Origin of the sequence: Faecalibacterium langellae (genome assembly GCF_002549775.1) — a bacterium.
Lineage (GTDB): Bacteria > Bacillota > Clostridia > Oscillospirales > Ruminococcaceae > Faecalibacterium > Faecalibacterium langellae.
The window spans coordinates 1-25,725 of the sequence record NZ_NMTR01000001.1 but is presented as its reverse complement, the minus strand read 5'-3'; the positions used below and the strand labels follow the sequence as shown (position 1 = coordinate 25,725).

At 51.2% G+C, this 25,725-nt stretch carries 20 protein-coding genes and 2 pseudogenes; 4 read left to right on the top strand and 18 right to left on the bottom strand.

What is annotated here, in order from left to right; genetic code table 11:
- Positions 1-3 precede the first annotated feature (3 nt).
- The 14 genes and pseudogenes from CGS49_RS00125 to CGS49_RS00060 all read right to left on the bottom strand — a co-directional run bounded on the left by CGS49_RS00125 (position 4) and on the right by CGS49_RS00060 (position 16,792).
- Positions 4-3,198: a YodL domain-containing protein gene (locus tag CGS49_RS00125; RefSeq protein WP_097800006.1), complete on the bottom strand. Its 3,195-nt coding sequence runs from the start codon at positions 3,196-3,198 to the stop codon at positions 4-6.
- Between the two features lie 98 nt (positions 3,199-3,296).
- Entirely contained in the window at positions 3,297-5,375 is a 2,079-nt protein-coding gene (locus CGS49_RS00120) for a DNA topoisomerase 3 (RefSeq protein WP_097800005.1), read from the bottom strand.
- Positions 5,372-6,094, bottom strand: a complete 723-nt coding sequence (locus CGS49_RS00115; protein ID WP_097800004.1) for a DUF4366 domain-containing protein — start codon at positions 6,092-6,094, stop codon at positions 5,372-5,374. Before CGS49_RS00115 ends, CGS49_RS00120 begins: the two co-directional genes overlap by 4 nt.
- Complete coding sequence (locus CGS49_RS00110; RefSeq protein WP_097777297.1) at positions 6,084-6,335, bottom strand: DUF4315 family protein; 252 nt, start codon at positions 6,333-6,335, stop codon at positions 6,084-6,086. Before CGS49_RS00110 ends, CGS49_RS00115 begins: the two co-directional genes overlap by 11 nt.
- A gap of 18 nt (positions 6,336-6,353) precedes the next feature.
- Positions 6,354-8,339, bottom strand: a complete 1,986-nt coding sequence (locus tag CGS49_RS00105) for a C40 family peptidase (RefSeq protein WP_097800003.1) — start codon at positions 8,337-8,339, stop codon at positions 6,354-6,356.
- Complete coding sequence (locus CGS49_RS00100; protein ID WP_097800002.1) at positions 8,336-9,232, bottom strand: DNA cytosine methyltransferase; 897 nt, start codon at positions 9,230-9,232, stop codon at positions 8,336-8,338. The genes CGS49_RS00105 and CGS49_RS00100 overlap by 4 nt, the downstream gene beginning before the upstream one ends.
- Positions 9,229-9,933: pseudogene (locus tag CGS49_RS00095) on the bottom strand (VirB4-like conjugal transfer ATPase, CD1110 family); the annotation flags it as partial. The pseudogene CGS49_RS00095 and the gene CGS49_RS00100, both read right to left, overlap by 4 nt.
- Positions 9,934-10,186: 253 nt before the next feature.
- Positions 10,187-11,410 carry an ABC transporter permease gene (locus CGS49_RS00090; protein WP_097800001.1) on the bottom strand — a complete coding sequence of 408 codons (1,224 nt, stop codon included), beginning with the start codon at positions 11,408-11,410 and terminating at the stop codon, positions 10,187-10,189.
- A complete protein-coding gene (locus tag CGS49_RS00085) occupies positions 11,407-12,285 on the bottom strand; it encodes an ABC transporter ATP-binding protein (protein ID WP_058351264.1) in 879 nt (292 codons plus the stop codon). The genes CGS49_RS00090 and CGS49_RS00085 overlap by 4 nt, the downstream gene beginning before the upstream one ends.
- Complete coding sequence (locus tag CGS49_RS00080) at positions 12,266-13,030, bottom strand: hypothetical protein (RefSeq protein ID WP_058351263.1); 765 nt, start codon at positions 13,028-13,030, stop codon at positions 12,266-12,268. Before CGS49_RS00080 ends, CGS49_RS00085 begins: the two co-directional genes overlap by 20 nt.
- A 4-nt stretch (positions 13,031-13,034) precedes the next feature.
- Positions 13,035-13,559 carry an RNA polymerase sigma factor gene (locus tag CGS49_RS00075; RefSeq protein ID WP_097800000.1) on the bottom strand — a complete coding sequence of 175 codons (525 nt, stop codon included), beginning with the start codon at positions 13,557-13,559 and terminating at the stop codon, positions 13,035-13,037.
- 206 nt (positions 13,560-13,765) lie between these two features.
- Positions 13,766-15,310, bottom strand: a pseudogene (locus CGS49_RS00070) (VirD4-like conjugal transfer protein, CD1115 family); the annotation flags it as partial.
- Positions 15,307-15,777: a PcfB family protein gene (locus CGS49_RS00065; protein ID WP_097799999.1), complete on the bottom strand. Its 471-nt coding sequence runs from the start codon at positions 15,775-15,777 to the stop codon at positions 15,307-15,309. The pseudogene CGS49_RS00070 and the gene CGS49_RS00065, both read right to left, overlap by 4 nt.
- Positions 15,778-15,877: 100 nt before the next feature.
- A complete protein-coding gene (locus CGS49_RS00060; protein ID WP_097799998.1) occupies positions 15,878-16,792 on the bottom strand; it encodes a DUF6017 domain-containing protein in 915 nt (304 codons plus the stop codon).
- Between the two features lie 183 nt (positions 16,793-16,975).
- On the opposite strand from CGS49_RS00060, the gene CGS49_RS00055 reads away from it, so the two are divergent.
- Positions 16,976-17,692: a hypothetical protein gene (locus CGS49_RS00055; protein ID WP_097799997.1), complete on the top strand. Its 717-nt coding sequence runs from the start codon at positions 16,976-16,978 to the stop codon at positions 17,690-17,692.
- Positions 17,693-17,996: 304 nt separating this feature from the next.
- Complete coding sequence (locus CGS49_RS00045) at positions 17,997-18,248, top strand: DUF6061 family protein (RefSeq protein ID WP_015536698.1); 252 nt, start codon at positions 17,997-17,999, stop codon at positions 18,246-18,248.
- Positions 18,249-18,292: 44 nt separating this feature from the next.
- On the opposite strand, the gene CGS49_RS00040 is transcribed toward CGS49_RS00045, so the two are convergent.
- From CGS49_RS00040 to CGS49_RS00025, 4 genes are read right to left on the bottom strand one after another with little or no spacing between them, the layout of a single operon-like run.
- The gene (locus tag CGS49_RS00040; RefSeq protein ID WP_015536699.1) at positions 18,293-18,994 is read right to left on the bottom strand and encodes a succinate dehydrogenase/fumarate reductase iron-sulfur subunit; all 702 of its coding nucleotides are present in this window, start codon (positions 18,992-18,994) and stop codon (positions 18,293-18,295) included.
- Complete coding sequence (locus CGS49_RS00035) at positions 18,991-20,544, bottom strand: FAD-binding protein (RefSeq protein ID WP_097799995.1); 1,554 nt, start codon at positions 20,542-20,544, stop codon at positions 18,991-18,993. The genes CGS49_RS00040 and CGS49_RS00035 overlap by 4 nt, the downstream gene beginning before the upstream one ends.
- Positions 20,541-21,080: a hypothetical protein gene (locus CGS49_RS00030; RefSeq protein ID WP_005935830.1), complete on the bottom strand. Its 540-nt coding sequence runs from the start codon at positions 21,078-21,080 to the stop codon at positions 20,541-20,543. Before CGS49_RS00030 ends, CGS49_RS00035 begins: the two co-directional genes overlap by 4 nt.
- A complete protein-coding gene (locus CGS49_RS00025) occupies positions 21,068-21,631 on the bottom strand; it encodes a DUF6921 family protein (protein WP_242975285.1) in 564 nt (187 codons plus the stop codon). Before CGS49_RS00025 ends, CGS49_RS00030 begins: the two co-directional genes overlap by 13 nt.
- A gap of 196 nt (positions 21,632-21,827) precedes the next feature.
- Here CGS49_RS00025 and CGS49_RS00020 point away from each other — a divergent pair, with 196 nt between their 5' ends.
- Positions 21,828-22,184, top strand: a complete 357-nt coding sequence (locus CGS49_RS00020; protein WP_015536701.1) for an ArsR/SmtB family transcription factor — start codon at positions 21,828-21,830, stop codon at positions 22,182-22,184.
- Positions 22,185-22,257: 73 nt separating this feature from the next.
- On the top strand, positions 22,258-25,074 hold the full coding sequence (locus tag CGS49_RS00015; protein ID WP_097799993.1) for a heavy metal translocating P-type ATPase: 2,817 nt from the start codon (positions 22,258-22,260) through the stop codon (positions 25,072-25,074).
- Positions 25,075-25,725: the final 651 nt, after the last annotated feature.

Below are 25,725 nucleotides of genomic sequence, written 5' to 3'. Positions count from 1 at the left end.
GGCTTATACCTCCAATTCCTTTGTCTTTTCCCGTGGCGGCGTTTGCTTGCTCTGCTCCTTTTTTGCGGCATCCAGCTGTGCCCGGATGGACGGTTTTTTCGTTTTTGCGGCGCGGGACTTCTTGGCTTTCGGTGCCTTTTCCTCGGCCTTGACTGCGGCGGCAAGGTCCGTCAGAGAAATTTGTTCTCCGGCCTTTGCTTTGGCTTCCAACTCACCTAAAGAGGGCGCATTGTTCAGCACACTGTCAATCATATTTTCGTTCTGTTCGGTGGAAAGTTCTGCGGTGCGCAGCGGATTTTCCCGTAAGAACTCCGGCACCTGCTGGAAGCCCACACTGTCGCAGTAATGGGCGGTGTCCTGCCCATTCTGGTGCAGCACCACCACATCCGAAACAGACAGTGAGTGTCCCTTGAAATCTGCCGGATAGTCAACATTGAATGTGCGGTAGATGTCCTCCAACGTGGTGCCAGCAGTCAGCGGCGCAGAGTAAACTTCTGCGTAGTTGGCCTTGTCCACAGTCCGGCCAGCGGCCTGCAGGCGGTCGTATGGCTCAAAACGGTAATCGTGAGTGGAATCCTCATTGCGCAGCTGGTAGATGGAAAAGCTGTCCTGCTGCGGTGCTTCAAATCCTGCTGCCGCGTATTTCTCTACGGTCATTCCGGCAGCGGCCGCTTCCTGCGCGATCTCGGCCTGCACCTGTGCCTTGTAGTCCTGCAAGCTCTGGTCAAAGTCAGCCAGCTTGGGCGGTTCCGGCAAGTTGTATTGGCCTTGGTTGAGCAGCGGGCGGCAGTCCTGCACATAGGTCACAACCGCGTTGTAATAGACGGTCTGTTCCGGCGAAATGTTCTGTTCCTCCCGCAAAGCAGTGGTGGCGGTCTGCTCCATAGCGGAAAGATTGCAATGCTGTTTGAGGTACGGGATAAACTCGGTCAGCACCATTTCCCGCTCTGCCTTGTCCTGTACCCATGCTTCCGGGCCCTTGTTGTGCAGAACAAAATTTTTCCAGTTCTCGTCTTTGGCGTAGTATTCGTGGTAGCTCCGGATGTGCTGAATCAGGGAGCCGTCCCCGTCACCAAAATCCTGCCGCCCCTCGTAGTTGTCGGGCTGGCCGTTCAGGGTAAAGTCAATGCGGAACGCGGTCTTGTCGTACCAGCCGCCCTCGTAACCATCCTTTTCCCGTTCCGTGTGCTGGGCGGTGTCCAGTTCTTCAAAGACGCGGTTTGCCACGGACAGTGGCATGGTTTCGCCGTCCTGCAGCTTGTCACTTTCACTCCACAGAATTGTGACCGTGGGCTCTGCGGCGGGGTCTGGAATTTTAACGGGTGCGGGAATTTCATTCGCTTTTTCTGCTGCCTCTTGGAACGCTGCCAGCTTGTCGCCCAACAAAACTTCCGACACCTTGACTGTCTGCCCCAGCAGAGCAAGAGCTTCCTCTCCGGCATCCGGCAGGGTCAGACCGGGTGCGTCCAGTTGGCCGCCGTCCAGAGCCTTATTATCCGGGCCATACAGGGTGTAGTCATAGCCGGAATCGCAGGTCTGGATAAACAAGGTGTTGCCGTTATCCAATGCAAATGCGGCTTCCTGTGCGTTGGAAAGGTCTGCTTCCCGCTGCTGGCGCAGTTCTGCCAGATGTTCGTCCAGCGCAGAGATCAGCTCATGGGCCGCGCTACGGATAACTTCCAGAGAGGCTTTCAGCTCCGCCAGTTCCCGACCAGAACTCCACCCAGCCACATAGCCAAAGGAATACTCGGATGTGTCCAGCCCGTAGTGCTGGCAGACGGCATAGGCCACGCTTTCGGCCTGCACCTCGCGGGTGCGGCTGTCCGGGCGGTTGCTCTGTTCCGGGGTGTTCGGGTCGATGGTGTGCAGCTTGGCATGGGCAATCTCATGGATGGCCGTCTTGATGGTCTGTAACTGGCTCATGCCCTCTTGGATGGCAATGCGGTTGTCGAGCAGATGAAAGTACCCATGCGCGCCGCCCTCGATGTCCTCAAACCCGATGGGCACCGGGGATGCCTGCTCCAACGCCTTGAAAAAATCTTGGTAGTCCTGCACGCTGCCGGACAGTTCATCCACGGCAATGGACGGCAGCGGCTCGCCCTCGGTCTGGCTGACATCGAACACAGACACCACCTTGAACGCCGGAATCTGCACGGTCTTTTCTTCCGTCAGCGGCTTGCCGTCCTTGTCCAGAATCGGCTTGCCCTGTTCGTCCAGCTTTTCCATCTTCTGCTTGACCTTGTACGGCGCAGGAGCAAGAATCTTGATGCCTTTTTCGCCCTTTTTCACGGTGCGATGGAACGTGTCTTTCCACTTGTTGAAGCCCGCCACCAGCTGCCCGCCCTGCATGGCGATCAGCAAGGTGTTGTTGAAGCTGTAATTGTGGAATTTTGCCATCGTGGTGAGGTAGGCTTTGTAGCGGTCGCTGTCGAACAACTGCTGAATCCCTGTTTCCAGCCGGTCCGTGATTTCTTTCATCCGTTCTGCGCTGTCCTTACCGTTCAGGATAATGGGAATAACTTTCTGCGGTTCTGTTTCAGGTTGAACAGGCGGCGGGATATTGGCTGCATCCCGCATGACTTCCGGCACAGGAAAGGACAGTACCCGGTATTCCTCCGGCACGGGCTGGCCCTCGTGGACTTTCTGCCACTCGTCCCCGCTTTTGACAAGGTAGCCGTACTGGGTGAACGCACCCTGTTCCTGCTGAGCCACATACCGGCCAAACTGTGCCGTGTCGATGCCGCCTTTCCATTCTTCCGGCATATCCACCATGCCGGAGCGATTCAGGTAGTAATCTCCTAGCTGGGCAGGCCCGTGCACATCCGGCAGATGCACATAGTAGTCCACATTTTCGGGAAAGTCGGTGATTCTCCCGATGCTGAAAAGCTCACTCTGCGGGGCTTGCAAGGCGGCGTTCAGTTCTGCGCGTTCCCCGGTAGAGAGTGTTTCCAGTCGTGATGCCAGAAAGTTCAGTTCGTCCACATTGGATGCCAGCACCATGTTGTAGGGGATGGCAAAACGCTTTTCTTCCTCGGCAAAATAGCCGGAAATGAAAAGGCCCTGCGGATTATCGGACGAAATGCCGATTTGCCGCAGGGCCGCTTGTACCTGTTCGGTTGTAGTGGGCAGGTCCAGCCAGATGCCATCCCTGCCTTGCTGCTGCCGATTTTGCAGCTGGATGGAAAACAATTCGCTCATTTGGTCACACTCCTTTTTTGCTATCCTACGGATAGAGAGAGCCGGTTATGGCAAAATGAATGCTTCACCTTACCATAACCGGCCCTCGTATTTTTGCCTTACTCTTTGCGCTCTACCCGGTAATTGACGTACTTGCCTCCCGTATCTGCCAGAAGCACCGTTGCATCATAGGTTTTGCCTGTCTTTTCGGAATAGAGGCTCTTGACCTTTGCCTTACCGTTTTTGAGCAGAGCAGCGGCGATCTTCGGTGTGAACGCCTTTTTGCGCTGCTCAAAGAAGCGGTCATTCTTCCACATTACGAACTGACAGCCACGATTTCCGCAGTAGAAGTTTTTCTTGCCCTCGTAGACGTTTTCACTACACCGGGGACACTTGCCGATAATAACCCGTTCTGACTGGAACAAGTTTTGCTTATCTGTACTGATACAAGAATAGGTCTTGACCAGCTGGCGCACCTGCGCTTCAATTTCGGCCATGAACTCGTCCGGGTCTGCCTTGCCTTTGGCAATCTCGGTCAGGCGGTTTTCCCATTCGGCGGTCAGGGCGGGAGAGGTCAGGCTTTCCGGCAGAACCACCGCCAGATTGATGCCGTCCTTGGTGGGGACAAGCTGTTTGCCCTTGCGCTGCACAAAGCCCATTTGCACCAGCTTTTCCAGAATCGCCGCACGGGTGGCCGGAGTACCCAGCCCCTTGCGTTCTGAGTTTTCCGGCATATCCTCGGCTCCGGCCCGCTCCATTGCTGACAGGAGCGTATCTTCGGTGTAGGCTTTCGGCGGGGACGTGAAGCGTTCCGAAACGTTAGCCGTCACGGAAAAACTCTGCCCCTCGGCCAGTTCCGGCAGGGTGTTCAGGCTTTCCGCTTCTTCTTCGCCGTCTGCTTTCATGGTGGAGCGGAACCGTTGGTCGATCTCTTTCCAGCCGGGGACAAGCACGGTCTTTCCCTTGGCGGTGAACTCGTTTCCTGCACAGGAGAACACAGCAGTCACAGTTTCGTACTCATGGGGTGCAGCCACGGCGCAGAGCAGCTTGGAGCAGACAAGGTTCATCAGCTTGCATTCACTCTCGGCAAGGCCGGTGAAGCCCTGTTTTACAAATTCGGCTGTGGGAAGGATGGCGTGGTGGTCCGATACCTTTTTGCTGTTCAGTACCCGGCCCACTTCCGCAGTCAGCGCAAGTCCTTGGGCAAAGGGCAGCAGCCCCAGCAGATCAGACACAAGATGTTGTACCGTCTGGCCCATGTCCTCGGTCAGATATTGGCTGTCCGTGCGGGGATAGGTCAGCAGTTTCTTTTCATAAAGCTGCTGGGCATAGTCAAGGGTCTGCTTTGCCGTGAAGCCGAACAGGCGGTTTGCCTCCCGCTGCAAGGTGGTCAGGTCATAGAGTTTGGGCGGCTGTTCCGCCTTTTTCTCTCGCCGAATGGACGTGCAGACTGCATTTGCACCTGTGCATTTTTCTTTGAGAGAATTTGCGGTTTCTGCATCCGCAATGCGTCCGCTGTCCGCTTTCAGGCTGCCGGACTGGATGCCGACCGTATAATACTTTTCTTTCTGGAAGCGCAGGATTTTTGCATCCCGGTCCACCAGCATTTTCAGTGTCGGGGTCTGCACCCGGCCCACGGTCAGGGTCTTATGGTACAGCACCGAAAACAGCCGTGTTGCATTGATGCCCACCAGCCAATCCGCCTTTGCGCGGCAGAGGGCCGATTGGTATAGCGCATCGTAGTCCGAATCCGGGCGCAGGTTTGCGAAGCCCTCCCGGATAGCAGCATCCTCCATGCTGGAAATCCAGAGCCGCTTCACAGGTTTCGTGCAGCCGGCCATTTGGTAGACAAGACGGAAAATCAGTTCTCCCTCCCGGCCTGCGTCGGTTGCGGCGGTCACACTGTCCACATCCGGGCGGTTGAGCAGGGCACGCAGAACTTCAAACTGCTGTTTCTTTTCGTCCGGGACGACGAACTGCCACGGCTGGGGCAGGATGGGCAAATCCTCATACCGCCACTTGCAGTATTTTTCATCGTACTGGCCCGCCTCTGCAAAGGACACCAGATGCCCGATGCACCAGCTGACCAGATACCCGCCGCCCTGCCAATAGCCGTTTTGCTTTTCAGTGGCCCCGATCACGGCGGCGATGCTACGGGCCACACTGGGCTTTTCGGCGATCACCAGCTGAAAGCTCATGTTTCATCCTCCTGTCCATTCTCCGAATGAATTTCGATTTCAGCCGGTTCCTCGTCTGCATCCTCGTCCTCGCCAAAATCGTATTCGTCCAGATCATCGTGCCCGGTGGTGTCGGCCTTGGGCTTGCGGAACTTGAAATAATAGAGTGCCGCGCCACCGCCAGCCAAAGCCAGCACCAGCAGGATCATCAGACTGCCCATGTTGGACTTCGGCTTTTCCTGCGGCGTTTCGGTATCGGTTTTGACTGCTTCCGGGGTCGTGCAGTTGCGCAGGCTCTTTTCACACAAGGGGCAGTTTTCGTTGACACTTCCGGCCTCACATTTCACCGTGCAGGTGCAGAACTCGGTGTCCTGCGGTTCTTCATCCAGCAGGGCCAGCAAGTCGGCATCGTCCACTTGGTTCAGGAAGTGAACGGACATTTCCTTGTCCTCGTTGGCACGGTCAATGAGAATGTAAAAATAATTCCCGGCCTTGGTGGTCACTGTGATAAGCTGTTTGTCCCCGTAGAAATCATCCACCAGTGTTGCATTGCCCTTGGGCGTGATGGGCACACCCTCCGGCTCCATGCCGCCCGTGGTGGGTTCTTCTTCGATAATCTCCGGCAGAGGTTCCGGGGCAGGGTCAGAGCCGCTTGCAAAAGCGGGCATGGAAAAGGAGCAGAGGCAGAGCAGGATAGCCAGCAGCCCAGCTGCAAAACGGCGGTTCCAATCAGGTTTCATCGGCGGCATCCTCCTGTTTGTGGTACGGGGTAACGGTGGGCGCAGCGTTCAGCGCACCGCTGCGCAGGAAGGCCGCAAACTCGTCCGGCTTCATATTCATGCTGCGCACCAGCTGAATGATTTGCAGATTTTCCTGTTCGGTCTTTGCAGCTTCCAGTTCTTTCAACTGCTGCTGGTATTCGCTGATTTTTTCTTTGAGCCGTTCGATGTCGCGCTCAATGCGGGAAAGTCTTTTTGCCATACAAAATCCTTTCTGGCGTCACGGTAAACGCCCATAGCTGTAAAAATGTTCCTGCCAATATTTTGAGTTGAGGTTTGTGTAAGAGATAGGGTCGCCGCAGTGCAGCATGATGGAATTGCCCACATAGATACCGCAATGGCTCACGCCGGGGGTATCGTAGGTTCCCTTGAAAAACACAAGGTCGCCCGGTTTGACCTGTGCGGCCGAAACAGGAGTACAGAAGTTGTAAAGGCCCTGTGCGGTCTGACGGCCCACGTTCCAGCCGGAGTGATTCAGAACCCACGAAATGTAGCCGCTGCAATCAAAGCTGGTACTGGGTGAACTGCCGCCCCACACATACGGGTAGCCAATGTACTTGGTTGCTTCCTCCATCATGGCAGCGAACTTATCATCTTTGAGAGCTTCCGGGGGAACATCGTAGTAGGTGGGCTGCTTGATGGTGGACGCATTGGGGTACTGTGCCTGCCCGAACAAATCCGGCCGGTTGCCCAGCGTGCGCATATAGAGCGAATAGGCACTAAGCTGTTCCTCGGTCAGTACTTCCACAGGCAGATGAGATAAATCCTTGTTCTTCAGCTTGACCGTGCAGATGTAGTATTCATACGGTTCTTGGTAGGTGATAACTTGCGGCACACCATACGGGCCAATAATGACCATCATTTTTGTACGGTAACGTATCTGCATGGTCACAGTCTCGGTCAGGATGTACTGCTTTTCAAAGAGCATTTCAAGTTCGCCCTGCACCTCGGCCAATGTAAAAACGCCATCATGGGGCGCGGACAAAATCGAGATCAGCACATAGGGGTCATGCTCGATTTCGTCCAGATAAAAATGGTATTCATCGTAGTTGTGGGTGGCCTCGTAGGTGTCGAGATACCGTTGCAGTTTTTGTTCCAGCTTGGCGTAGGCTTTCTCTGCACCCAGCATATCCTTGTCCTTGGAAAAGTAAGAGGATGCCGTCACGCCGGTTCCTGCTGTGCCCGCCATCACGGTGCAGGACTGCAACCCCGTTATCAGGAGCAGAGCCAGCAGACCGAACACCGCCACGATCAGAATGGTTTTCCAGTTCCGGGCCGCAAATTCGGCTACCCGTTCGCTGCCCTCGGCCGCCAGCTTCGTTACCCGGAAACCGTTCTCTGCGGTGGCGGCTGCACCCTGCGCGGCGGCTTGGCCGGCCTGCCGTGCAGCTTTGGCATACTGCTGTTTGATACGCCGTTTCTGCCACATCCGGGAAATGGGGTTGCTGGCCGCCTGTGCAATTTGCGGATTGTCCCGCAAGGATTTCTGGTAAAAGTATTCTGCATTGGCAGACATGAGCTGACGCTCTGCCTTTTCCACGGCCTTGTAGGGTTTCATCTTGTGGTGCCGGATGCCGCTGCGGATGGCTTTGGCGGTCTGACGCTCCACCAGTTCTTCACCTTTGTGGCCGCCCTCCACGCCCACATTTTCGTGTTCGACCTCGTGGATTTTTCCGTGAGCGAACAGCAATGCTTCCGACAGCGGGCGGCTGGCCGGGTTTGGTTTCAGGCTGGGCGGGCCTTTGTCCTGCTGCTCAAACCGCAGGGTGGATTTTGCCTTGCCGCTGGCTGCATCGTAGACTTTTTCTTTGACCGGGACACGCTTTTTCGGCAGAGCGGCGCGGGCCGCATCTAGCTTGTCGGCTTTCGCTTCCGCCTTTTGGATGTACGGCTGCAACGCCGGGTCTGCCCTTTCTTCTTCGGTCAGTTCCAGACGGGCGGCGGAACGGTGCAGACCATCTTCACTTTTGGCGGTGGCCGCTGTTTCTGCTGCCTTTTTCGCTTTCCTTTTATTTTTATGCCCGTCCTTGATGTCCTCGGCCCGTTCCAGAATTTTTTCGGCCTTGCCCTCGGAATCCGTTGAGTAATCCTGTTCCGCTTCCCGACTGGAAACATTCTCTACAGTGCCGTCCGCTTGATTTTCCACCACCAGACCATCACGGGTCATGGTCTGGGTGACTTTGGCTTTTGCCTGCAATTCTTTCAAGGTTCTTCACCTCCCATCGGACAGCGGCCCGTTTCAATGTCCGCAATGTATTTGAGAATCGGGAACACCTGCGGCGGCGAAACTGCATTGCCCAGTGTTTTCATCCGCTTGCTGCGGTTCGGCACCTCTTCGGTCAGGCGCGGAATGTCGGCGGGTTCTTCGGCCCAAAGGGAATGTCCGTCCATTTGCGCGGGAAACCCATCAGCCACTCTACCCAGTCCGGGTTGAGGTAGGGCCTTTCCAGCGTGGTGGGGGTCATGCGGTAGACCACATGAGAGAGCCGCGCCGTCCATGCTTTGCCATCCTTGTTCATCTTGCGATAGCTGCCGTTCGCAGAGATTTGGATGTCCAACCCCTTGCCCACATCCCCGGTGTCGCTGGCAAGGGGTGTGGGAAGCAGCGGAGCCGATGATGAATACCCGTTTCCGTTCGTGCCACGCGCCAACGGCAGCAGCAGGTAATACGAAAACCCGAACATCGTAACCTGCCTGCTCCAAGTCAATGAGCGTTTTGTCGAGCCCCATACGGAGGAAGCCAGCAACATTTTCTCCAAGCACCCAACGGGGCTGCAATTCCCGGATAACACGCAGCATTTCGGACCACAGGTAGCGTTCATCGTGGAAGCCGCGCTGCCGCCCTGCGGTGGAGAACGGCTGGCACGGGAAGCCACCTGAAATGAGGGTGACGGTGCGAAGTCCTGTTTTTTCAAAGAAAGCCTCCTTTGTTACAGTGGTGATGTCCTGAAAACGGGGCACTTCCGGCCAGTGGCTTGCCAGCACAGCGGCGGGAAATGCCGCCCACTCGCATTGACAGACAGAGGTAAACCCCGCTGCTTCCGCGGCAAGGTCGATGCCGCCGATGCCGGAAAACAAGCTGAAATGTGTTAAGCTCATAGCTCCACCACCTCGCTGAGCCGGGTGGTCATGATCTTATAGAGCTGTGTGTTTTTCGGGATGGGGTTGGAAAAAGGAAGCACCACGTTTTCAAAAATCAGCAGTCCTTCGCCCGGTTCCGAATTGTCGATGTACTTCTGCTGGTCTGCGGAGAGGTTCAGCCGTTCCGAAAGGATTTTGCGGTCGCCGGATGCCTGATTCAGCAGCGTGATGAAGTCGCTGTTTTCCAGAATGTTCTCAATCTCCGGGGAAGAAAGAAGGTCCTTCACATTCTGGGTGGCACCCGTGGGCACACCGCCCCATTTGCGGAAGCGTTTCCAGATTTCTGCGGAATAAGCAGCGGTCTGTTCTTCTTTCAAGAGCAAATGGAACTCGTCTGCAAAATACCATGTAGCCCTGCCTTGGCTGCGGTTCTGGGTGACGCGGCCCCATATCTGGTCTTGGATAATGAGCATCCCCAATTTTTTTAACTGCTTGCCTAACTCTTTGATGTCAAAGGCCACAAGTCGGTTGTGGATGTCTACATTCGTTTTGTGATTAAAAACATTCAGCGAGCCGGACACATACAGGTCTAATGCCTGCGCCACCCGGTCCGCTTCCGGCAAGTGCTGGTCGAGCAGGGCTTGGTGGAGGTCGGATAAAATCGGCATATTCTCTGGGCAGGGGTTTGCCAGATAGGGGCGGTAGATGGCTTTCACGGCTGGTTTTCCCTTGGGCTTTCATCTCTAAAATCTGTTTGCCATACTCGTCGATCTTTATATATTTCTGGACATAGCAAAACCTCCTCGTGTAGTTCTATTATCCTACACGGGGAGGCTTTTTGTCTATTGTCTACTTTTTACGGACCGGTTCAGATTATCTTTCAGATGGGCTTATTATATTTGTTTGATTTTCTTTTCCTTATCAATACCTCATAAATTGCTTAGAGTTTCAAGTTGGCGTTTCACTCGCTTTTTACTTTATTTCTGTTTTTCGATATACCTGATACAGAACAGGTAAAATAATAAGGAATAGAACGGAATAAATTGTTAAAATAATCGGAACTGATCCTATCACTTTCCCACCAATTTCATAAAGAGTAAAGGTTTTAATTGCCATATTTATCTGCAAGAGCTGGTCTGGCAAAAGTCCTAATACATCTGATAATACTGAAAATCCACCCAAAAAGGATTGAATGAATAACAGTACAAATGGAATTGTAACAGCTAAAACAGTTGTATGTGTCTTGGCAGATACCAGCATGGAAACAGCTAAAATGAATAATGCTCCCACATATCCACCAATCACGGTTAAGAGGTATGCCTGCAAATAGGTAATATTGTAAAAACTTTTCCAGAAAGCCCAGCTTGTCTGAATAACACAATTTGCACCGCCAATACCTGCAACACTAAATACTACTGCGGAATATATCAGAATTACCAACCAGTAAACTCCGGTAATAACAATCAACCCAGCCGCTATTTTAGAAAAAGTCCCCCTATTTCTGCCATACCTTGCGGAAAAGAAAACAGAATCCGCTTTCCACCCAAATTCGTTTGAAAAGATACCTGCTACAAAGAAACTCATAATCAAAACGGTCAGCATAATGATTGTGGGTGCATAGTCCAAAGCAGCAGTAAAACCGCCTGCATATTCATAATAAAAAGGAGTCTCCAGTTTTTGATATTGACTAACCAGAAATGCTTTTTCCTTTTCACTGAATTGGTCTTTTGCTTCATCAGAATTAAGCCATTTCTCCAGATTTAAGATGCGGTTATCATAAAGCTTTCCAACCTCATCCTCTGATAAGCTGTCTGCCCGATAGTAATTATGTTCTCGGAACTCGGAAAATCCAGAGTTAATTAAATCCCTAATATCAGAAAATCCCTGTTTTTTGGAATAGCCAATGTTGCTGGTTTTAATATCTGTCGGGCTGTCAGGATAGGTTTCGTTGATTAGCCGATTTTGCCGAATGACCTCTCGAAGCACATCTTCTGTGATCAGGCCTTCCCATTCCGCTTTTGTATCACGCAAGTACCTTGCTGCCGCAATTCCTGTGTGTGTATCCCCCTCCTCATCCACATAGCCCATGGAAGATATTGCAAAATAGCAAGTAACAGCGATGGCTGCCAGCAATACGATCAGACCGATTTTATTTGCAGTTTTTGAAAATATCTTTTTTATTTCAAATCGAATCATTCCATGTCACCACCCTTTTCTCCAAAATAATACAAAAAGACGTCTTCTAAATTAGGGCGCACAAGTCTTGCATGTTCAAGCGGCTGCCTGGCAGAAATAATTCGTAATTCAACAGTACCATTTTCTGATTTCATATTAGATACTTTATATTGTTTCATCAACTTTGCTGCTTTTTCATGGGAAGTCTGACAAGCCCATACTTTTTGCGGCATGGAAGATACGATTTCATCTAAATTCCCTTGCTGCAAAATCTTACCGTCTTTCATAAGCCAAATATCCTTTGCAATATACTCCACATCCGAAACAATGTGAGTAGATAATATAACAATACGGTTTTCTGACAGTTCACTGATTAGATTGCGAAAACGTATTCTTTCTGCGGGGTCAAGTCCGGCAGTTGGTTCATCCAAAATCAAAATTTTAGGGTCATTCAGTATCGCTTGTGCAATGCCAGCCCGACGTTTCATGCCTCCGGATAATTTCCGCATTTTTTTATTAGCAGCTTTGGAAAGTCCTACCTGTGCAAGTAGTTTGTTTACTTTTTTCTTTGCCACAATCGGGCGAATCCCTTTTAAGGCTGCAATGTATAAAAGATAATCCTTTACCGTAAATTCCGGATAAAATCCAAATTCCTGCGGCAAATATCCTAAAAGATTCCGGTACTCGCCGCCCATTCCCCCAATATCCTGCCCGTCACATAATATCTTTCCACTTGTAGGGGTCAGCAGTGAGCATATCATTTTCATTAAAGTGGTTTTTCCAGCACCATTGACACCTAAAAGACCATACACACCATTTGAAATCGTAAGATTCAGGTTGTTTACTGCTCGAAAATTTCCAAACTCTTTTGTCAGATTAACTAATTGTAGTTCCACTTAAATCCACCTCCCAGAATTTATTACAATCAAATATGGTTTTATAAATTGCACCAATCAGAAAAACAACAGCAGTTCCAAACAAAGCATACCAAACCGGAAGTGTAATGAGAACGTAAATGGTTTCGTTATTGATAATGAACCACCATATTCCGCTCCATAACAGGCAGAGAATAATAGAAGTTCCCTCATTTACACGACTATTGCTGCACAACGTACCAAAGCAAATGCAAGCAGTCACCACGGCTGGAAACAAAAACTGGATGACAATTTCTGATAGCGCGAGATTGACACTTCCTCTAAGTGTGATACAAAACAGGCTTATCATAAATAAATCGACAATTCCAAATAGAAAGATTCTGGCTGCATATATCTGTCGCAATGAATAAAGGCAGGTCGCTTCTATCTGCATACAGTCACAAGATTTGTTTTTCCAAAATTCCGGTATCATCAGAACAATAAAGAGTACCCCTATCATACCTAACATTCTTATCACATACCTATTGTCTAAAAGATCTGGCAAAAGGGTTGCAGCAGTCCATAACAAAAGCATTTGCAGCAGCCACCACCGCTTGCGTATAAGATGTAACTCTGTCCATAAAAATTCCCAATACGTTAGTTGCTTTTCCTGCTCAACGGAGCAATAACTTTCTATTGATTTTCTTACGGTTTCTTTTATGTGCTGTTCATCAGGAATAATATTCTGATTTTCCCGATACCTTTTGAGTTGTTCTTCAATATTCACAAAATCACTCCTCCCTTAGCAGTCTTTCTAAATGTGTTTTTGCCTGTTTTACCCGGTATTTTACTAATGGCAAACCTATTTGTAAGGTGCTGGATATTTCTGTAAGTTTCAGTTCCTGAAAGTAATACAAGATAATAACTTCCCTTAATTCGGCGGGTAATCTATCCAGAGCTGCCTTAATCGTCAGCCTGTTAAGAAGCTCGTCTGTTTCAGGGGGATGTAAACAATCTTGAATTTCTAAAGACTGTTCCTCTAACAAACTTTCTCGGATTTTTTTATAGGAATCCCTGCAAAGATTTCCAGCAATCGTATACAAATAATTTTTGGTTTTTCCCATATAACGGTAGTCAGACAATTTCTCGAAAAAGCGCAAAAAAGTTTCCTGTGTTAAATCTTCTGCGGTTGATGTATCAGGGCAATGATAGTTACAATAGTTCAATATTTCCTTATAGTATTTGCGAACAAATACATTAAAAGCATTTTCGTCTCCACGCTTCATTCTTTGTAGCAACAAAAAATCTATATTCACGAAATCCTCCTTTCCCGTTATTGAAAGTCAATGCGCATTTCTCTTTCTACCATGTATAACGAATGAACACTGTAAAAAGATAGTGTGGCTTCATTTTTTATAAAAATTTTTTCCGGATAGATTGCTTATCCCTATTTATTATATTGAATTGCCCTTATAGCTTCAAGATAGATAATTTGACACCAATTCATCACTTGACATTGTGGCAAAGACTTTCCTAATTTTTGATAGTTCAGTCCGTGGGAGGTTTGAGAACCCCGGTTCTCGCTGGTGTTGAAACTGTCGATGGTCTCTTTCCCCAGCGCATCGGAGATCTCTTTGGCATTCTTGCCCCGCCCACTCAAAAAGAGAACAGAATCGCAGTTGTCCGAAATGATTTCGGCCGCATCCTTGTAGATGGCTTTTAGCTGCGACTGGCTCTGCAAAATGATGGATGCCGAGATTTCCCGGCTGCGGATGGTGGCGATCAGCTTGTCGAAGTTGGGAATCTGCCCAATGTTGGCGAACTCGTCCAGAATCAGCCGTACATGGACAGGCAGTCGGCCACCGTATTTATCATCCGCACGGTCACACAGCAGGTTGATAAGCTGGCTTTGAAGCATGGCAAGAATGAAGTTGAAGGTGGTGTCCGTGTCGCTCATAATCAGGAACAATACCGTCTTTTCATCCCCGATGGTGTCCAGCTCCATTTCATCGTCCTCCATCAGTTCACGCACTTCCCGGATGTCAAACGGGGCTAAACGGGCACCGCAGCTTATCAGGATGGAGGAACGGGTCTTGCCCGCCGACAGCAAGAACTTTTTGTACTGCCGGACAGCGAAGTGGTCCGGGTCTTTCTGTTCCAGCCGCTCAAACATGAGGTCCACCGGGCTTTGAAAGTCCGGGTCATCCTCGCGGGCTTCACTGGCATTTATCATTTCCAGCAGGGTGGTGAAGTTCATTTCCTCTGCCGGGGCCTCGTACCAGATGTAGCCGATCAGAGCCGTGTAGAACAGCCGTTCCGACTTCACCCAAAAATCTTCTGCTGATTTTTCACCCTCGCCCTTGGTGTTGGCGATAAGGGTATTCACCAGCTTCAGCACGTCTTTTTCCGAGTGGATATAGACAAAGGGGTTGTACTTCATGGACTTGGAAAAGTTTATCGTGTTCAGGATTTTCACCCGGTAGCCCGCCCGCTGGAACATTTGGCCTGTTTCGAGAACCAGTGTGCCTTTCGGGTCTGTGACTACGAATGAGGTGGGATAATCAGACGTGGGAAAGCATTGCATGAGGTTGGGCTTGACGTAAAACCGCGTCTTGCCGCTGCCGGAGCCGCCAATCACCAGCACATTCTTGTTCCGGGCCGTCTTGGGGTCTTTGGGCCGCCCGGTCATGGTCAGGCGTTCGGTCTGGGTCAGCAGGATGTTGTTTTCAAACTTGGGGTCGATGTAGGGGGCAATATCCTTGGCGGTGCCCCACCGGGCAGAGCCGTATTCTTCACCCTTGCGGTACTTCTTGGCGTTCTTGCCCTTGCTGTACACAATGAGACGGACAGCCACCGCCCCAACAACGCCCACACACAGGTCAAACGGGTGCAGGCTGGGCAGCGGGCTTGCAAAGGCGGCGGAGATGCCGCTCGTTAGGTGCAGCAGCTTGGCCGAAGCATCCGCGCCCGCCGACAGACGGTACGTCTGCCCGCATTTGGCAAACAGGTACACGAACAGCAGATATGGCAGATTCAGCACCAGCAGTTTTTTTAGTTCAGGCTTCATCGTTCCAGCTCCCTTTGCTTGATTTTTTCTTTCGCACGTTTCGGCTGCTGGGCCGCTTTCTGCTTGGCTGCGGTCAGCACCTTGCGGATGGAGGGCCGCTGCTCCTTGGAGAGCGTTTTGGCTGTGAACTCCCGGAACGCCTGTTCCAGATTGTCCGTATCCTTGGCCTTGAAGATCACGATGTAGTGGGGCGGCTGGGTGGTCTTGTCCTTACGCAAGGTGAAGTCCACGCCGTACTTCTTGGCGCAGGGCTTGAACGCCCCGATGTTCGCTTCCGTGATTTCAATGTTGGTCAGGGCCGCGCCGTGGGCTTTCAGCTGTTTCAGGCTTTGCTTGCCGTGGTGCAGCTTTGGCCCCTTGGCCCGGTGCTGCAAATATTTTTTCAGGGCAGCTTGCAACGCTTGGGCGGTGAGCTTGCCCGTTTTCATGGACAGGGCAATAGTTTTCTGGGTGACTTCTTCCTGCAATATGAATCCCTCCTTGTTGCAGAAAATTCAGAGCGGCAGCTAGGGTGGAACCACCAGCCGCCGCAGGTAAAGTGTTCTCATGGATGGGTACTCCTTTCGGTCAGGTGTTGGGCGGGCGGCCCCAATCGGGCTGCGCCATATCGTGCGCCACAAGGGACGCATAGTAGCTGTTGATGGTGCTGGGGGCGTTGAACAGCATGGCCCGCAGGTATTGCTTGATGTTGCGGACTTTGGTGGTGTTGTCCCGCAGGCAGTCCATGACGAACTCGATGTGATGGCTGTCCAGTTTCAGGAACTTGGCCTTGACCAACTCTGCCGGGTAATCGTCCCCGGCCACCCGGATGGACTTGCGGTTGGTGCAGACGGTTTCCAGCAGGATGTCCACGATCTCGTCCAGCTGCTCCCGGTCTATCCGGGGATTTTGGATGAGGGTGTTATACTCGATGTTCTCCAAAATCAGGTCCCGGTAGATTTGATAGGCCGTTTTCTTTCGGCTTCCTGTCCGTTCCGGCGGCGGTGCCGCTGCCTCGTCCTCGTCCAAAGGCAAGGGGTTTGGGGAATGGATAGAAATGGAATCGGTATTTAATCCCTCTTTCTTTTGTTTTTCTGTAATTAGTTTATCTTTATTTAATTGCATTGGATTTTCCAACGTAGGGTTTTCCTGCGTGGGATTCTCCAACGTTGGATTTTCCAATGTAGGTGAAACCGATGCAGGAATGGGCTGCGGCAGCTCAAAGATTACATAGTCTGCGCCGCGCAGCCGCCCTTTCTCATCCCGTTCTCTGGAACGCTGGATGTAGCCCGTCTGTTCCAGTTCCCGGATGGCCTGCCGTATCGCGTCTATGCTTTCCCGGTTGATACGGGCCAGTCCTTGCAGGGTGTAGTCCCAATCTTCCGGCAGGGAGAGCATTTGGGAGAGTAAGCCCTTGGCTTTCAGGGACAAGGCCCGGTTCCGCAGGTGGTGGTTTGACATGACCGTGTAGCCGCTGTTCTTTTCTACCCGAAACACTGCCATTTCACGGATGCCTCCTTTCGTTGTAAACAAAAAAAGCAGCGTTCATTTGCTCCCGGTGATGGGAGAAGTGAACGCTGCGCGTACTTGAGATAGGTTAGAATAAACCGTATTGATGGTACATTCCAACAAAGACTTGCATAATTGAAAAAAATAGATAGAATAAGATAAAAGGAGATGATTGTTGTGCCTTATGTAACCGACTCGGCATTTCCTGAAACCCAAAATGAATATGTCTGCTGGATTGATATTATGGGAACTAAAAGTAAGATGGAACACTCTGTCAATACCTGCGGAATTTTCATGTTAAAGTTTCATGCGGCAATACTAGAAGCAATCCAAAAGAAAAAGTGTGCCATAAACGTGTATCCGGTTATGGATGGGGTGTATATTACATCAAAATCGGTTAACGATTTACAAACGGCGATGTTCCATATCTTTTCAGAACTTGGAAATTTATTCCTTTCTGAAAACGATTTTCACCACCAGTTCCTTGTAAAAGCTTCTATTGCCTATGGGCCAGTGATTCACGGAAAAGATATTGATAATTCAGTCAATGCAAACCTTGCAGCAGATGAAAGCTATAAAAACTCCTTGTTAATTGGGCTGCCTATGATACAAGCAATTACGGGAGAACAAAAAGCACCTCCTTTTGGTGTGTTTATCCATGAGTCTGCCAGAACATTTCACCCTGATGGAGAAAACCCTCTTTTTTTCAAATGGTGGAAGTGGTTTTTACATGATCCGTCTACATGGAACAAAGACTCGACAAAAAGACTAGCGAAGAAAGTACAACAGTATTTCGATAATTGCGATAAACAGTCCATTGTTTTGGAGTACTCGAGCGATAGAATAAAAGCTCACAAGCAAGCTGCAAAAGAATACTTTATGGAAATCAAGTAATAAAAAGACAGTCGCTGTTCAAAAACAACTGCCTATTGAAAACTAATACAAGCAAGTTGCTATCCGATGACCTCAAAAACAAATTGTACTACGATGGTTTTCAAAAAGTTCTGTATCACTACTCGCACCAAACCATGAAAATCCGAACCTTTTCTCGATAGGAGAAGGGTTCGGATTTTTTGTTTTCTTCGGAAAGCAAAATGAAGGCTCCTTCCCGACGGCTGTGTGTCCAAAACCTTATCAGAAGAACCGTATAACAAAAGTCACAACTGTAAAGGTGCCGTAAGGCAGAAAGGACACAAACATGAAGTACGATGCAAGAGCCTGCCATTTCAACATGGATACCGGCTGCGTGGAGCTGCTGCTCCGGGATGGGAGAATGATCTCCATTGACTGCACTGGGGTCGAGGATGAATTGGACGTGACCATGGCGCAGAGGTTGGAGTTAGATTATCTCATCTACAATGACCCGCTTGGCTATGCAGACTTGATTCTGAACGGCGAACCAGAGGAGTATCTGAAGAATGTGGCGGGAAGTCACGGATTAGAAGATTAAGCATAAAAGGGTATGCGGCTATAAACCGCATACCCTTTTACACTTTATCGCTTCCAGACCGCTGCGGCATTGGAACGTGACATCAGTTCTTCGACCGGGATTCCGGCTGGGCAGATGTCCTGGCACGCAAGAGATTTTCCGCAGCCTTCAAAATAAAGCTGACGATACGCATTTGCGAGTTCTGTCTGATGGGCAATATCCTGTTCTTCGTTCAGAATACGGTAAGCGTTGACGGGCAGAACAGCTCCAGCAAATTCACTGTTCGGGTCAAAGTTCGGGCAGACCTCCAAGCAGCAGCCACAGAGCAGACACTTAGCAGATCGATACCGCTGGCTGTGCGTATAGCTGGTCTGGAACGCATCTCCTTCCAGCCACAGCTTTGTCCGCTTCAGTGCTTCAAAGATCACGGAACGGTCTACGACCAGATCTTTCACCAGTGGGAATTTGCTCAAAGGCTCCAGAGTAACAACGCTTCCCTTACAGTCCCGCAGAAAAACGGAACAGGCAAGACGAGGCAGACCATTGATCCGCATGGCACAGGCACCGCACTTGCGTATCATGCAGCCGCATTCCCACGCAATGGGGGAAACGACCGTTCCGCTCTTTTCGCACAGAGGGCTGCGGTGATTCAGCTCGTTCAACACCGAAGCAATCGAGGTGTCCGCACTTCCCTCAAAGGAAAACTCCTGCCAGCAGGGTGAAGCCTGCGGGTTTTCCTGTCGTTTGATTCGGATGGTGTAGTTCATAAATCATGCCGCCTTTCGGGGATGGATTCAAAGCTGATGGCGATATGCTGCCCGTTCCAGTGTGCCACGGTGGTTTTGCAGTAAACGGCATCGTTGTGTTGGGGATAATCTGCCCGCCAGTGCGCACCCCGGCTTTCTTTTCGGGCGAGGGCACTTTCCAGCATGGCACAGCCCAGAAGCGGAAGGGTGCCAGACAGTTTGCGGATTTCCTGAATGCCCGCTTCCAATGTCTGTGCATCCCGCACGACACCGAGTGCGTTCAGCAGAATACGATTCATCTGCATTTGAGCGTCCGGGGAAAGTTCGGGCAGAAGGGATTCTTCGGCACAGGGCATATTGGGGGAACTGACTGTTTCCCGGCAGGCAGTTTCCGCAGCAATCTGTCCTCCATAGATCGCACCCAGAAGAGAATTTCCACCCAGACGGTTTGCGCCATGGTACTGAGCGCAGCATTCACCGGCAGCGTACAGATTCCGCATCGAAGTGCGGTGCCGCTCGTCCACCTGAATGCCTCCCATAAAGTAGTGGATACCCGGCAAAATCGGAATGGGTTCTTTGCGAATATCTTTGTGCAGATAGGTCTGACAATCATCCACCAGTCCGGCAAGTTTATGCTCCATGACTTCTTTAGGAAGCTCTGTCATATCAAGGAACACCTCATAGTCACGGCTGACCGTCCAGACTTCCCGCGCGGTGATGTCACGCGGCATCAGGTTGCCGAGTTCCGGATATTTTTCTTCCATGAAATACCACGGCTTCCCGTTCCGTAATGCAAACAGCCGCCCGCCCTCACCACGGGCGGCCTCACTCAGAAGCATCCGTTTTTCGCCCAGTTCGACCGTGGTAGGGTGGTACTGGATCATTTCAAGATTTGCCATCGGAACGCCCAGACGGAACAGTTCTGCGGTGACTTCTCCGGTATTGGCAAGAGAGCCGGTCGTATCACCGAATAAGCCATGCAGCCCGCCTGTGGCAATCAGGACGGCATCGCATACAAACCGCAGCAGTTCGCCAGTATAGGTGTCCTGCACTGTGCAGCCACCGCAGATGTTCCCGGAAAGCAGCAGGGTGCGGAACTTATGGTGTGGAAAGCGTTCGACCGTTCCTGCGCTTTCTTCCCGGCGCACAGCATCAATCAGAGCGGTCATTAGCTGCTTTCCCGTATCGCTTTGTGCAAAGGCCGTCCGCTTTTTCTTCTGTCCGCCAAAATTCCGCAGGTCGAGTTCATCGTCATCTGTCACGTTGAATTGTACTCCCAGATGGTGCAGGCTGCGCACCAGTTCGGACGCAGCCTGCGTCATCCCCCAGACTGCATTCGGGTCAGCAAGTCCGCAGGCAGCGGTCAGGGTATCTGTATAATGCTGCTCCGGGCCATCCTCCTCTCCCTTGGTATTCAAGGCTGCATTGATTCCGCCCTCTGCCATAACAGACTGCGCCCGCTCGGAGGCAAGGGAGGACACCAGCTTTACCGTCCAGCCGTTTTTCACAGCAGTCAAAGCAGCGGAAAGCCCTGCCAGCCCTGCACCCACGATCACCAAAGTGTGTTTCATACATTGTTCCACCCGATATAATATAGAATGATCGAACCGGCAGCAAACAGCACCAGTATAGAAAGAATCAGATAGAGGTCGCCGCGCTGCTCCTTATCCCGGACGATGCCCAGCGATACCAGAAGGGGTCGGAGATTGAGCAGAAGATGCACAAATACCGAAGCAACCAGTAAAAGCTGCGTCAGCAGCCGGACCGTTGTGAACGGAAACAGAATGTATACGCCGTCCTGCACTCTGCCGAACACGCCAATATGGAAAAAGAGCATGAGCAAAATAGCAAGCCCACTGGTGCGCCTTGCCCAGAACAGAGCATTCTGCTTTCCGTAGAGTTTTCCGCCGGACCGGGAAGCCCGGAATGTCTGTGCGGTCAGCAAAAGCCCAAGGACGGTGTGCGCCGCCAGAATGCCAACGCCGATCCATGCCAGAAACTTTCCTGCCCCGGAACTGATGCCCAGCAACATAAAACTGCCCATCAGCCCATGAAGCAGACAGATGAAAAGTAGCAGAACGGAGAGAATGGTGTTCAGTTTTCGCATGAGGGGCCCTCCATTTCTTCTGCGGAAAGCAGAAGGATGTCTGCATCCGGCAATGCTGTTGCATCAAGCGTATTTTCCGAAATCAGCAGCAGTTGATACCGCCCATTGATTGCACGGGAACGCAGCATGGTTTCGCTGTACTGCTTCAACGTGACATCTGCTCCGGCAGCAGTCAGGCGTTCACAAAGAGCCGTTGCATAGCAAAGCAAGGGATAGTCTGTTTCGCAGACCGAAAGCGTCATGTGCGGCAGTCCGGCATCGGAAAGGACTTCTGTCTCACCGGAAACAAATGCTTTCAGATCATTCCGGAAATCCGCATCGGAAAACGGTTCCAGCGCAGGGTTGATGCAGAACAGATAGTTGCCCTCCAGCGGTGCGGCCATCTGTGCGGCACGTTTCGCTTTCGGGGTCGCACCGGTCAGCCCATCCAGAATAGAGGGCGGCGAGTGCATAAATACGCCAAACGCGGCAAGAAATCCCAATGTCAGAACCAGAGTGATGAATTTTCCTTTCACAGGCAGACCTCTTTTATTTATTGCATGGTTGTTCAAATGATAAATCTTCTGCGCAAAATACGGCAGTTGAGTAAACGCTCAACTATATTGTATGCGAAATAAGGAGGCTGTCAAGGTCTGTTAGACGACAAATCGCAGGAAGCAGATGCTAACTTTTCCTCTTGACAACGGAGGAAGATCAGATATAATATGATTGAACGGTTGTTCAACTACAAAACAAGGAGAACGTCTGATGTCAAATTCTTTATACACCTGTAATTGCGATGTGATCCATGAGGACATCGTGAACGATGTAAAAGGCAAAATGCAGCCGAAAGACGACTACATCCAGCTTGCATCGCTTTTCAAGCTGTTCGGAGATGGCACAAGAGTGCAGATCCTTCATGCTCTGGAACAGAGCGAGATGTGTGTATGCGACCTTGCGGTTCTGCTGGGCGTCACCAAATCGGCGATCTCTCACCAGCTGAAAGCACTCCGGCTTGCCGGACTGGTCAAATTCCGCAGAGAGGCCCAGATCGTGTATTATTCGCTGGCGGATGATCATGTAAAGGAGATCATCGACAAGGGATTTGAGCATTTAAGAGGATGATCGCGCAAGCGATTATCTTTTTGTCTTTTAAGTTGAGCGATTGAACAATTAAGAAAACGTAGTGGAGGTCAAAATGAAAAGAGTATTCATCCTGAAAGGTCTGGATTGCCCGAATTGTTCCGCCAAGATAGAAAAAGAGGTCGGAGCATTGCCGGGAGTGGAATCCTCGGTTGTGAATTTAATGCAGCAGACACTGACCGTTCAGTCAGAAAAGTCTGCGGATGCAACACTGGCGGAACAGGTCGAAACGATCGTTCACAGCCATGAACCGGATGTTGAGGTGTCGGAAAAGACCGAACCTGCGGTGACGAAGGTCTATCTCCTGAAAGGTCTGGATTGTCCGAACTGCTCAGCAAAAATCGAGAAAGAAGTCGGTGAGCTGGGTGGCGTGGCTTCTTCGACCGTGAATCTGATGAACCAGACATTGACTGTTCAGGCAGGAACATCGGTGGCTACCTCCCTGCTGGACACCGTTACCACGATAGTCCACAGCCACGAGCCAGATGTTGAAGTGTCGGAAAAGACCGAACCTGCGGTGACGAAAGTCTATCTCCTGAAAGGTCTGGACTGCCCGAACTGCTCAGCAAAGATCGAGAAAGAAGTCGGTGAGCTGGGTGGCGTGGCTTCTTCGACCGTGAATCTGATGAACCAGACATTGACTGTTCAGGCAGGAACATCGGTGGCTACCTCCCTGCTGGACACCGTTACCACGATAGTCCACAGCCACGAGCCAGATGTTGAAGTGTCGGAAAAGACCGAACCTGCGGTGACGAAAGTCTATCTCCTGAAAGGTCTGGACTGCCCGAACTGCTCAGCAAAGATCGAGAAAGAAGTCGGTGAGCTGGATGGCGTGACTTCTTCGACCGTGAATCTGATGAACCAGACGCTGACTGTTCAGGCTGGAACATCGGTAGCTGCTTCCTTGCTGGATACCGTTACCACGATCGTACACAGCCATGAGCCGGATGTTGAAGTGTCGGAAAAGCAGCTGGAAGCGACTGCACCTGTCAAAAAGGATGAAAAAGCGGCGGTCTATAACGATGAGGATAAGAAGCGCACGATACGGCTTGCCGTGGGTGCTGTGGTCTATGCAATCGGTATGGCATTGACCGTATTCGCAAAGCTGCCGACTCTGGCGGAACTGGCGTTTCTGATTGTGGCGTATGTGATTCTTGGCTGGGATGTCGTATGGCAGGCAGTGAAAAATATCACCAGAGGACAGGTGTTTGACGAGCATTTCCTGATGAGTGTTTCCACGATCGGCGCATTTGCCATCGGGGAATACCCGGAAGCTGTTGCAGTTATGCTGTTCTATCAGGTCGGAGAGTTCTTCCAGTCGCTGGCGGTAAAGCGTTCCAGAAAGTCCATCTCTGACCTTATGGACATCTGTCCGGATTCGGCGACCGTTAAGCGGAATGGCGTATTGCAGGTCGTTTCTCCGGAAAGCGTTGCGGTGGGCGAGATCATCGTGGTAAAACCCGGTGAAAAAATCCCGCTGGATGGCATCGTTGTGGATGGCGAATCCATGCTGGACACCAAGGCACTGACCGGCGAATCTGTGCCGAGAAGCATCCGCAAAGGCGATGAAGCCCTGTCCGGCTGCATCAACCAGAGCGGTTTGCTGACGCTGAAAGTCACAAAGAGCTTCGGGGAATCCACGGTATCGAAGATCACTGACCTTGTGGAGAATGCTTCTGCAAGAAAAGCTCCCACCGAGAACTTCATCACGACCTTTGCACGATACTATACGCCGGTCGTTGTTGGAATGGCGGCTGTGTTGGCGATCATTCCGCCGCTCGTCCTTGGCGGCGGCTGGTCTGAGTGGTTGCGCAGAGGTTTTGTGTTCCTGATCGTTTCCTGCCCGTGTGCATTGGTCATTTCTATTCCCCTGACCTTCTTCGGCGGTATTGGTGCCGCATCCAAGCGCGGTGTGCTGGTAAAGGGCAGCAACTATCTGGAAGCACTGAACAAAGTGAGCGTGGTGGTCTTTGATAAGACCGGCACCTTAACAAAGGGTGTTTTTGAGGTCGCAAATATCATTCCGGCAGCCGGATACCAGAAAGAGCAGGTATTGGAGTATGCTGCACAGGCAGAGAGTTATTCCAACCACCCGATCGCAAAGTCGATTCTTGCGACTTATGGAAAGCCAATCGACCAGAAGCAGTTCTCTGGCTTTGAGGAAATCTCAGGACACGGCATCAGCGTTATGGTGCAGGGAAAGAAGGTACTGGCTGGCAACAGTAAGCTGATGGAATCTGAAAAGATTGCCTATGCCGCTTGCGATGCAGCCGGAACAAAGTGCTATGTAGCAGCGGATGGTAGCTATGTAGGCTGTATCCTGATCGCAGATGAAGTGAAGCCGGACAGCAAGTGCGCAATCGCAGAGCTGAAAAAGATTGGCGTGGAAAAAACTGTTATGCTTACCGGCGATGATGAGCGAATCGGCAAGTCGGTGGCAGACGAACTTGGTCTGGATGCGTATTATGCACAGCTCTTGCCCGACCAGAAGGTCGAAAAGCTGGAAATGCTGGATAAGCAGAAACGGCAGGGCAGCAAACTCGCCTTCGTGGGCGATGGCATCAACGATGCCCCTGTTCTTGCCCGTGCAGATGTCGGCATTGCCATGGGAGGTCTTGGCTCGGATGCCGCGATTGAAGCTGCGGATGTTGTTCTGATGACAGATGAACCATCGAAACTTGTAGAAGCCATTGATGTTGCAAAGGCTACGAAACGGATTGTGATGCAGAACATCGTGATTGCTCTTGGCATCAAGAGCGTGTTCCTTGTTCTGGGCGCACTCGGCATGGCCGGTATGTGGGAAGCCGTGTTCGGTGATGTGGGTGTCACGATCATCGCTGTTCTGAACGCAATGCGGATTCTGAAGAAATAAGCACAAACAAAAACAGGGTGCGCCCCTGAATAGGACGCACCCTGCAAAAATCCACACACGATAAGTAAGGCAGGGAGTTCCCCAGCGGGAACTTCCTGTTTTTCTTTGGTTGCAATATGAGCCTGTTCCGCCTGCCATAGGCAAGCTCGCGTTTGCGAAGCGCAGCGGAGCAATGAAAGCCCCAGTGGGGCTTTTAAGCGACCGAACGGTCTTGCGCAGCAAGATGGAGGGGCCTCGCCCCGACAAGTGACCGCTGACCTTCCTCACTGTTCCAGCAGGCAAGGATGGCCGGGTAGAATGCCCGCGCCAGACGGTCAATGACTTCATCGGGATAAGGGGAAGTATTTGTGGACTTTTTCTTTTTGTTCAAACGCACGCTCCTTTGATCGTCCTACCGCAGCAAAGCCGGGCAAGAAAATCAAAGTTCCATTTTTTATCAGGCGCAAGGGCGCGGATGCTTTCCGCCCTGCACTTGCGGCTGGTGGCTCGTTGATGGCTTACAAGTGCCTGTCGTTATGCGGTCTTTTCTCCTTCAAGGGCTTCTGCAAGAGCCTTTTCCAGATAGGTTTCGATTTCAGTCAGGTAGTTAGCAGGCCTCTGCATTGCGAAGCGGAGAACCTTCTGCTTTTCCGGGTCAGTGAAATAGCTGGG